The sequence below is a fragment of the Paracoccus nototheniae genome (assembly GCF_004335005.1).
Classification (GTDB): Bacteria; Pseudomonadota; Alphaproteobacteria; order Rhodobacterales; family Rhodobacteraceae; genus Paracoccus; species Paracoccus nototheniae.
The window spans coordinates 1-8741 of record NZ_RQRT01000102.1 but is presented as its reverse complement, the minus strand read 5'-3'; the positions used below and the strand labels follow the sequence as shown (position 1 = coordinate 8741).

Below are 8741 nucleotides of genomic sequence, written 5' to 3'. Positions count from 1 at the left end.
AGATGTGCATAAGATACAGGCCATCGGTTGAGCCTGCCCGTCTTGCACGTCATCATCCCCCGCCCTTTGGGGGCGGGGGATGATGATGTGCAAGACGGGCAGGCTCAACCGATGGCGGCGGCGCGGACCTCGTCGTCGATCGCATCCAGATATTGCGCGAAATTGTCCGAGAACATCTGTACCAGCTTTTTCGCCTGCGCGTCATAGGCGGCAGGCTCGGCCCAGGTCTGGCGCGGGTCCAGCAGGACATCGCTGACGCCTGGCACGCTGACGGGCACCTCGAAGCCGAAATTCGCGTCCTTGCGGAATTCGACCGCGTTCAGGCTGCCATCCAGCGCGGCGGCCAGCAGGGCGCGGGTCGCGGCGATGGGCATGCGCTTGCCGGTGCCGAAGGCCCCGCCGGTCCAGCCGGTGTTCACCAGCCAGCAGGAGGCGCCATGCTGGGCGATCTTTTCCTGCAGCAGCTTGCCATAGACCTCGGGGCGGCGCGGCATGAAGGGCGCACCAAAACAGGTCGAGAAGGTCGGGATCGGCTCGGTCACGCCGACCTCGGTGCCCGGAGTCTTGGACGTGAAGCCCGACAGGAAATGATACATCGCCTGCGCAGGCGTCAGCCGCGCGATGGGCGGCAGCACCCCATAGGCATCGCAGGTCAGCATGATGATGTTTTTGGGATGCCCGCCCAGACTGGTTGGCGAGGCATTCGAGATCGCATCCAGCGGATAGGCGCAGCGCATGTTGTCGGTGATCGAGTTATCCTCGAAATCCAGCTCCAGCGTGTCCTCGTTGAACACCATGTTCTCGATCACCGTGCCGAAACGGGTGGTGGTGGCGTGGATCTCGGGCTCGGCCTTGGCCGAGAGGTTGATCGTCTTGGCGTAGCAGCCGCCCTCGAAGTTGAAGATGCCGGTATCGGACCAGCCATGTTCATCATCGCCGATCAGCACGCGCGACGGATCCGCGGACAGGGTCGTCTTGCCGGTTCCCGACAGGCCGAAGAACACTGCCGAATCGTCAGGGTTGCCCGGCGCATGGTTCGCGCTGCAATGCATGGGCATCACGCCTTTGGCCGGCAGCAGATAGTTCAGCAAGGTAAAGACGGATTTCTTGTTCTCGCCGGCATAGGCGGTGTTGGCGATCAGGATCATCTTGCGTTCGAAATTCAGCGCGATGACGGTTTCCGACCGGCAGCCGTGACGCGCCGGATCGGCCTTGAAGCCGGGGCAGTTGATGATCGTGAATTCGGGAACAAAGGCCGCCAGCTCGTCCGCCTCGGGGCGGCGCAGCAGGTGGCGGATAAACAGGCCGTGCCAGGCCATCTCGGTGATGACGCGCACATCCAGCCGGTTGTCGGCATCGGCGCCGCCGAACAGATCCTGCACGAAATAGTCGCGGCCCTTCATATGGGCCAGCATGTCGGCATGCAGCAGATCGAACGCCTCGGGCGACATGGGCTTGTTGTTGTCCCACCAGATCTGATCTTCGACCGCCGGCGTGCGGACGACGAACTTGTCCTTGGGGGACCGTCCGGTATGCGCGCCGGTGGACACAAGGAAGGTGCCGCCCAGACCCAGCTGCCCCTCGCCGCGCGCGACCGCTTCGGTCATCAGCGCGGGTTCCAGCAGGTTGTAATAGACCCGGCCCAGCCCCTCGATGCCTTGGTCTTCCAGTCGGCAGGTCGGGTTTACGCGCGTGGTCATGGGGTTGGCTCCGTGGATGAAAGGGGCGATGGCCCGGGAACAAGATGATCACCGGGCTATAACACGCGCGATTCAAGGCGAAACAAGGCAGCGCTAACCGTTAGCGGAAACAATTGATGTTATCGCCAACATGACAGATCCTGCCCCGAATGCGGCGCGGGCAGGGGCGTTCTGCGCAGAATATTAACCCGATCCGGGCGATGATCGGGACGAAAGGTGATTCGCATGATCCAGTTGCACGCAACGACGGTGGCCATCGCGGGGCGTGGGCTGATGATCCTGGGGCCGTCGGGATCGGGCAAATCGACACTGGCGCTGCAACTGATGGCGGTCGGCGCGATGCTGGTTGCCGATGACCGCACCGATCTGCGGCTTCAGGGGGGCGATCTGATGGCGCAGGCACCGCCCCCGCTGCTAGCCCGGATCGAGGCGCGGGGCCTCGGCATCCTGTGGGCGGACCCCTCGCCCCCGGTTCCTGTGACGCTGGCCTGCGACCTTGGGCGGGTGGAAGAGGATCGCTTGCCACAGCGACACCACCAAGATGTGCTGGGGGTCCGGGTTTCGCTTGTGCTGGGGCCCTATCGGCCCCATCTTTATGCTGCATTGCGGCAGCTGATGCTGGGACGACGTCTGGCCTGACCCTCTCCTGCCTCCCGACGGATGCAAAAGGAACGCGCATGATCCACGACGCCCCCAAGGATCCGCCCGCCGCCCCCGTGCAGCGGCTGGTTCTGGTCACCGGACCCTCGGGCGCGGGGCGGTCCACCGCCATCAACGTGCTGGAGGATCTGGGATTCGAGGCGATCGACAACCTGCCCTTGTCGCTGATCCCCCGGCTGCTGGACGGACCGGCGCGCCCGGTGCCGCTGGCCTTGGGGCTGGATGTGCGCAACCGCGATTTTTCCGCCATCAACCTGATCGAGCTGATCGACCGGCTGACCCGCGCCCCGGGCTATGCCCCCGAGGTGCTGTTTCTGGATTGCGATGCGGATGTGCTGGTGCGCCGCTATAACGAGACGCGGCGCCGTCATCCGCTGGCCCCGGACGAGGCGCCGATGGCGGGTGTTCTGGCGGAACTGGACCTGCTGGCGCCGATCCGGGTGCGCGCCGATGTGCTGGTCGACACGACCGAATTGTCGCCCCATGACCTCAAGGCGGAACTGACCCGCTGGTTCGATCTGCGCCCCGAACGGCGGCTCAGCGTGTCGCTTCATTCCTTCAGCTTCAAGCGGGGCGTGCCGCGCGGTCTGGACATGATGTTCGATTGCCGCTTTCTGACGAACCCTCATTGGGAACCCGATCTGCGCCCGCTGGACGGGCGCGACAGCCGGGTGCAGGCGCATGTCGTGGCGGATGCCCGATTCGCCGAATTCTTTGCGCGGACCCGCGACCTTGTGCAGTTTCTGCTGCCCGCCCATGTGGATGAGGGGAAATCGCATCTGGCCGTGGGCTTTGGCTGCACCGGAGGGCAACACCGTTCCGTCACTTTGGTCGAAAAAATGGCGGTGGCGCTTGCAGATGCGGGCTGGCCGGTGTCAATAAGGCACAGGGAACTCGAGCGTCGGATCGCCGCGCTGCAATCTGTCCCCGAGGCGCCGCCGACTGGCGGGGCCTTGTTGGCACAGGGGCAGCCGTCATGACGCATCGGGCCTTTGAACGTGGTGGGGTTCGTTGATCGGAATTGTCATCGTAGCGCATGGCGGTCTGGCGCGGGAATATCTGTCCGCGGTCGAACATGTCGTGGGCCCGCAAGTGGGCATGACGGCAGTTGCGATCGAGGACGATCACGACCGCGCGGCCAAGACTGCGGAAATCAAGGCGGCGGCGGATGCCGTCGATCTGGGCGACGGTGTCGTGCTGGTGACGGATCTGTTTGGCGGCTCGCCGTCGAACCTGTCGCTGCCCGCCTGTGCGGTTCAGGACCGGACCATCCTGTATGGCGCCAACCTGCCGATGCTGGTCAAGCTGGCCAAGTCGCGTCATCTGTCGGTGCCCGATGCGGTGGATTTCGCCAAGGAGGCCGGGCGCAAGTACATCAATTCCTATAATGTCCCGTCGGGACCAAGCGGCGGGCGCTTCGCCAGATGAGCGTTCCCGTCACCCGCGATCTGTCGATCATCAACGTCAAGGGCCTGCATGCGCGGGCCAGCGCCAAGTTCGTGGATATCGTCGAACGCTTTGACGCGCAGGCGCAGGTCGAAAAGGACGGGATGAGCGTGTCCGGCGATTCGATCATGGGCCTTTTGATGCTGACCGCCCCGCGCGGCAGCCAGATCCGCGTGACCACCACCGGACCGCAGGCGGCGGATCTGGCCGACGCGCTCGAGGCTCTGGTCGGGGATTTCTTCGGCGAAGGCATGTAGTGCCCGATCCAGCGTCCAGCGACCGCAAGACCTATCACCACGGCAATCTGCGTCAGGCACTGGTCGAGGCCAGTGCCGCGCTGATCGAGGAACAGGGCCCGCAATCCTTCACCCTGTCCGAGGCCGCGCGCCGGGCGGGCGTGTCCGCTGCCGCACCCTATCGTCATTTCAAGGGCCGCGATGATCTGCTGGAGGAAATCGCAGCGCAGGGTTTCGTCGAATTCGCGGCGCGCCTGCAGGCGGCCTTCGATGGTGGCCATCCGCGCCCGCTGACCGCGTTCCTGCGCATGGGTCAGGCCTATCTGGATTTCGCCGCCGACCGCCCCGGATATTACATGGCGATGTTCGAATCCGGCATCTCGATCGCCGGGAATGCCGGTCTGGCCGCCGCGTCCGAACGCGCGCAGGGCGTTCTGGTCAGCGCGGCCGAGGCGCTGGCCGCCCGTCTGCCCGAGGGCAGCCGCCCCCCGTCACGCATGGTCGCCAATCATATCTGGGCGCTCAGCCATGGTGTGGTCGAGCTGTTCGGCCGCGGCAGGCCCGGCAGCCGCAGCCCCGTCTCGCCCTCCGAGATGCTGGAAAGCGGGGCGCTGATCTATCTGCGCGGACTGGGACTGGTTTCCGACTGAATAATCGGCGCGACGCCCTTGACGCAGGGGCCAAACTTCCCATCTATGTCAATGTGATTAACATTAACATCGGGAGACGACGAAGATGACCACCGCAACCCCCATGCTGCCCCCGGCTTCGACCGGGCAGCGCATCGGCGACGTGCTGGCCCGCGTCCGCGACTGGCTGGACCAGGGCGGCAGGCCCGGCTGGATCGTCGCGATGATCCTGGGATTCATCGCCTTCTGGCCGCTTGGCCTGGCCCTTCTGACCTATATGATCTGGAGCAAACGCATGTTCGGATGCAGCAAACGCAGCCATTCCACCCCCCGCGTCGCGGGATCGACCGGCAACACCGCCTTTGACGCCTATCGCGCCGAGACGCTGAAGCGGCTGGAGGATGAGCACCGCGAATTCATGGATTTTCTGGCCAAGCTGCGCGAGGCCAAGGACAAGTCGGAATTCGATCAGTTCATGGACAAGCGCGCCATCAAGACGGACGCCTAAGCCAGAAATCGGGGCCGGGATGACCGGCCCCGATTTCTAATCCCCGCGCGGAAAGCGGCGGTCGTCTTCCAGCACGTTCAGGTCCATGTGGTTGCGCATGTATTGTTCCGACGCGCGCTGCAGGGGCTGGTGGTCCCAGGGGTAATAGGCGCCGTTTCTCAGCGCCTCATAGACGATCCAGCGGCGGGCCTGCGACTGGCGCACCTCGGCGTCATAGGCGTCCAGATCCCACCGCCGATGTGCCATCCCCCGGAAATGGCCAAGCGTGGCTGCATGGGCCGGGTCGCCCGCCAGATTGACGCGTTCCTGCGGGTCGGCCTGCAGATCGAACAACTGTTCCGGATCGGCGCGGCAGGCGGTGTATTTCCAGCGCCCCTCGCGCAGGGCGACCAGCGGTGTGATGCTGCCTTCGGCGGCATATTCCATCGGCACGGGGCCGCGATCGCCCCCCTTGGCCAGCGAGACGCCATCGGTCCATGGCGCGATCGCGTCCATTGGCAATCCGGCCAGATCGCATAGCGTGGGCAGCACATCCAGCGTGCTGACCGGCTGGTCGATCCGCCCCGGCGCCATGCCCGGCGCCGCGATCATCAACGGCACCCGGGCCGAGCCTTCGAAAAAGTTCATCTTGAACCACAGGCCGCGTTCGCCCAGCATCTCGCCATGGTCGGACAGGAACAGGATGATCGTGTCCTGTTGGCCCGTCGCCTCCAGCACCGCCAGAACCTCGCCGATCTTGTCGTCGACATAGCTGATATTGGCAAAATAGCCCTGTCGCGCGCGGCGGATCTGGTCGTCGGTGATGTCGAAGCTGCGCCAGTCGCAGGCATCCATCAGGCGCTGCGCATGGGGGTCCATATCGGCATAGGGGATGGGCCGGGGCGGTTCCAGCTCCGGCGCGCCCTCATACAGATCCCAATAGCGGCGGCGCGCCACGAAGGGGTCATGCGGATGGGTCAGGCTGACCGTCAGGCACCAGGGCCGGTCATCGCGGCGCCGGGCCAGATCATACAGCTTGCGGCAGGCCTGATGGGCGACCTCGTCGTCGTAATCCAGCTGGTTGGTGATCTCGGCCACGCCGGCGCCGGTGACCGATCCCAGATTGTGATACCACCAGTCGATCCGTTCGTCCGGCTTGCGATAATCCGGGGTCCAGCCGAAATCGGCTGGATAGATGTCGGTCGTCAGACGGTCCTCGAACCCGTGCAGCTGGTCGGGACCGACGAAATGCATCTTGCCCGACAGGCAGGTGTAATAACCCGCGCGGCGCAGGTGATGGGCATAGGTCGGGATATCCGAGGCGAATTCCGCCGCATTGTCATAGACCCGGGTGCGGCGCGGCAATTGCCCCGACATGAAGCTGGCCCGCCCCGGCGCGCACAGCGGGCTGCCCGTATAGGCGTTGGCATATCGGGTCGAGCGATCCGCCAGCCGCCGCAGGTTGGGGGCGTGCAGGAACGCGGCGGGGCCGTCGGGGAACAGAACCCCCGACAGCTGATCCGCCATCAGGATCAGGATATTGGGTGCCACGATCTTACCCGGCAACCGCAGCCTGTACCGCATCAAGACCGGGCTGGCCGTCCAGCGTGGTGACCCCGTCCAGCCACGGGGCCAGCGCGTCGGGATGGGCCGCCAGCCAGTCGCGCGCCGCGACCCGAGGATCGGCGCCGTCATCCAGAATGGCGCCCATCAGCTGGTTTTCCATGGTGACGTCAAAAACCAGCTGTGTGAACAGCCGGGCGGCATTCGGGCAGGTTTCGGCCCATTCGGCGCGGGCCAGCGTATGCACGGTCGCCCCGCCGAAATCGGGACCGAACTGTTCGTCACCGCCCGACAGATAGGTGATCTCTATCGCCTCGTTCATCGGATGCGGGGCCCAGGCCAAAAAGACGGTCGGGGTATCGGCATTGCGGGTGACCTGCGCCAGCATCGCCTGTTCGCCGGATTCGACCAGCTCCCAATCGCCCAGACCGAAGCCGTCGGCGTCGATCATGCCCTGAATGTTCTGGTTCGCGGGGGCGCCGGGTTCGATGCCATATATCTTGCCCTCGAACGCATCGTGATGGGCGTCCAGATCGGCGAAATCCGCCACGCCAAGCGCGGCGGCGGCAGGGTTGACCGCCAACGTGAACTTGGCCCCGGTCAGGTTCTGTGCCAGCTCGGTCACGCTGCCATCGGCGTCCAGATCCTCGCGGAAGGCGGCCTGTGCGGGCATCCAGTTGCCCAGAAAGACATCCGTCTGCGCGCCCTTCAGCGCCTCATAGCCCACGGGCACCGACAGGGTGGCGATATTGGGGGTATAGCCAAGCGCGTCCAGCAGCACGGCGGCGACACCGTTCGTTGCGGTGATGTCGGTCCAGCCGGGATCCGACAGGCGGACCGTGGCGCAGCTTTCGGCGTCTTGCGCCAGCGCGGGCAGGGTCGTCAGGGCGGTCAGCGCCATGGCGGCGAAGATCGGTCTGGTCATGGGTCTCTCCTGTCGGGTTTGTTGATTATCCGCTCAGTCAAGGGCGGATGCCCGGGGCGTGACCGTCTGAAAGCGACGCTCAGCGCGTCGGAACGGGCGTTTCGCCCCGATAGTCGTAAAAGCCCCGGTCGGTCTTGCGGCCCAGCCACCCGGCCTCGACATATTTCGTCAGCAGCGGGCAGGGGCGGTATTTCGTATCGGCCAGCCCGTCATGCAGCACGTTCATGATCGCAAGGCAGGTGTCCAGCCCGATGAAGTCGGCTAGCTCCAGCGGGCCCATCGGGTGGTTGGTCCCCAGCTTCATCGCGCTGTCGATGGAACTGACCGAGCCGACGCCCTCGTAGAGCGTATAGACGGCCTCGTTGATCATCGGCATCAGGATGCGGTTGACGATGAAGGCGGGAAAATCCTCGGCCGTGGCCGAAGTCTTGCCCAGCTTTTCCACCACCGCATGAAGCGTCTTGTAGGTCGGTTCGTCCGTCGCGATGCCGCGGATCAGTTCGACCAGCTGCATGACCGGGACCGGGTTCATGAAATGAAAGCCCATAAATTTTTCGGGGCGGTCGGTGCGGCTGGCCAGACGGGTGATCGAGATCGACGAGGTGTTCGAGGTCAGGATCGTTTCGGGTTTCAGATGCGGCACCAGATCCTCGAAGATCGCCTGCTTGACGGTCTCGCGTTCGGTCGCGGCCTCGATCACCAGATCGCATTGGCCCAGATCGGCCAAAGTCTGCGTGGTGCGGATATGGCCCATGGCGGTGGCCTTGACTTCGGGGGTGATCTTGTCGCGGCTGACCTGCCGTTCCAGGTTGCGGTCGATCAGGGCGATGGCCTTGTCCAGCGCGTCCCGGCTGATATCGGTCAGAAGCACATCATAGCCGGCGACCGCAAAGACATGGGCGATGCCATTGCCCATCTGACCCGCGCCGATCACGCCCACCGATTGAACCGCCATGTCAGAACCCCTGTCTTGTCTGGGCCGGACGATAGGGCGGGGCCGGGCATGCTGCAATGCAAAAACCGCCCCCGGGTAAGGGGGGCGGTTTTTGCATTGCAGCATGCCCGGCCCCGCCCTATCGTCCGGCCCAGACAAGA

General features: G+C 64.8%; 10 protein-coding genes. 6 read left to right on the top strand and 4 right to left on the bottom strand.

All coding sequences use genetic code 11. The annotated features are described in order from the left end of the window. Positions 1-104: 104 nt before the first annotated feature. Positions 105-1700: a phosphoenolpyruvate carboxykinase gene (locus tag EG885_RS20755; RefSeq protein WP_131578469.1), complete on the bottom strand. Its 1596-nt coding sequence runs from the start codon at positions 1698-1700 to the stop codon at positions 105-107. Between the two features lie 225 nt (positions 1701-1925). On the opposite strand from EG885_RS20755, the gene EG885_RS20750 reads away from it, so the two are divergent. The 6 genes from EG885_RS20750 to EG885_RS20725 all read left to right on the top strand — a co-directional run bounded on the left by EG885_RS20750 (position 1926) and on the right by EG885_RS20725 (position 5179). Next, positions 1926-2339 carry an HPr kinase/phosphorylase gene (locus tag EG885_RS20750; RefSeq protein ID WP_131578467.1) on the top strand — a complete coding sequence of 138 codons (414 nt, stop codon included), beginning with the start codon at positions 1926-1928 and terminating at the stop codon, positions 2337-2339. A gap of 38 nt (positions 2340-2377) precedes the next feature. Continuing rightward, complete coding sequence (gene rapZ / locus EG885_RS20745; RefSeq protein ID WP_131578465.1) at positions 2378-3340, top strand: RNase adapter RapZ; 963 nt, start codon at positions 2378-2380, stop codon at positions 3338-3340. Positions 3341-3371: 31 nt separating this feature from the next. Next, positions 3372-3788 (top strand): PTS sugar transporter subunit IIA, encoded by a 417-nt coding sequence (locus EG885_RS20740; protein ID WP_131578463.1) that lies wholly within the window; start codon positions 3372-3374, stop codon positions 3786-3788. Further along, positions 3785-4063 (top strand): HPr family phosphocarrier protein, encoded by a 279-nt coding sequence (locus tag EG885_RS20735; protein WP_131578461.1) that lies wholly within the window; start codon positions 3785-3787, stop codon positions 4061-4063. Before EG885_RS20740 ends, EG885_RS20735 begins: the two co-directional genes overlap by 4 nt. Further along, the gene (locus EG885_RS20730) at positions 4063-4692 is read left to right on the top strand and encodes a TetR/AcrR family transcriptional regulator (protein ID WP_131578459.1); all 630 of its coding nucleotides are present in this window, start codon (positions 4063-4065) and stop codon (positions 4690-4692) included. The genes EG885_RS20735 and EG885_RS20730 overlap by 1 nt, the downstream gene beginning before the upstream one ends. Before the next feature lie 85 nt (positions 4693-4777). Beyond that, positions 4778-5179, top strand: coding sequence for a DUF2852 domain-containing protein (locus EG885_RS20725; RefSeq protein WP_131578457.1), 402 nt, complete (start codon positions 4778-4780; stop codon positions 5177-5179). Between the two features lie 36 nt (positions 5180-5215). Here EG885_RS20725 and betC read toward each other — a convergent pair whose 3' ends face one another. The 3 genes from betC to EG885_RS20710 all read right to left on the bottom strand — a co-directional run bounded on the left by betC (position 5216) and on the right by EG885_RS20710 (position 8601). Continuing rightward, on the bottom strand, positions 5216-6712 hold the full coding sequence (betC, locus tag EG885_RS20720) for a choline-sulfatase (RefSeq protein WP_131578471.1): 1497 nt from the start codon (positions 6710-6712) through the stop codon (positions 5216-5218). Position 6713: 1 nt separating this feature from the next. Next, positions 6714-7646: a choline ABC transporter substrate-binding protein gene (gene choX, locus EG885_RS20715; RefSeq protein WP_131578455.1), complete on the bottom strand. Its 933-nt coding sequence runs from the start codon at positions 7644-7646 to the stop codon at positions 6714-6716. A 79-nt stretch (positions 7647-7725) separates the two neighbouring features. Further along, on the bottom strand, positions 7726-8601 hold the full coding sequence (locus EG885_RS20710; protein WP_131578453.1) for a 3-hydroxybutyryl-CoA dehydrogenase: 876 nt from the start codon (positions 8599-8601) through the stop codon (positions 7726-7728). Positions 8602-8741 lie beyond the last annotated feature (140 nt).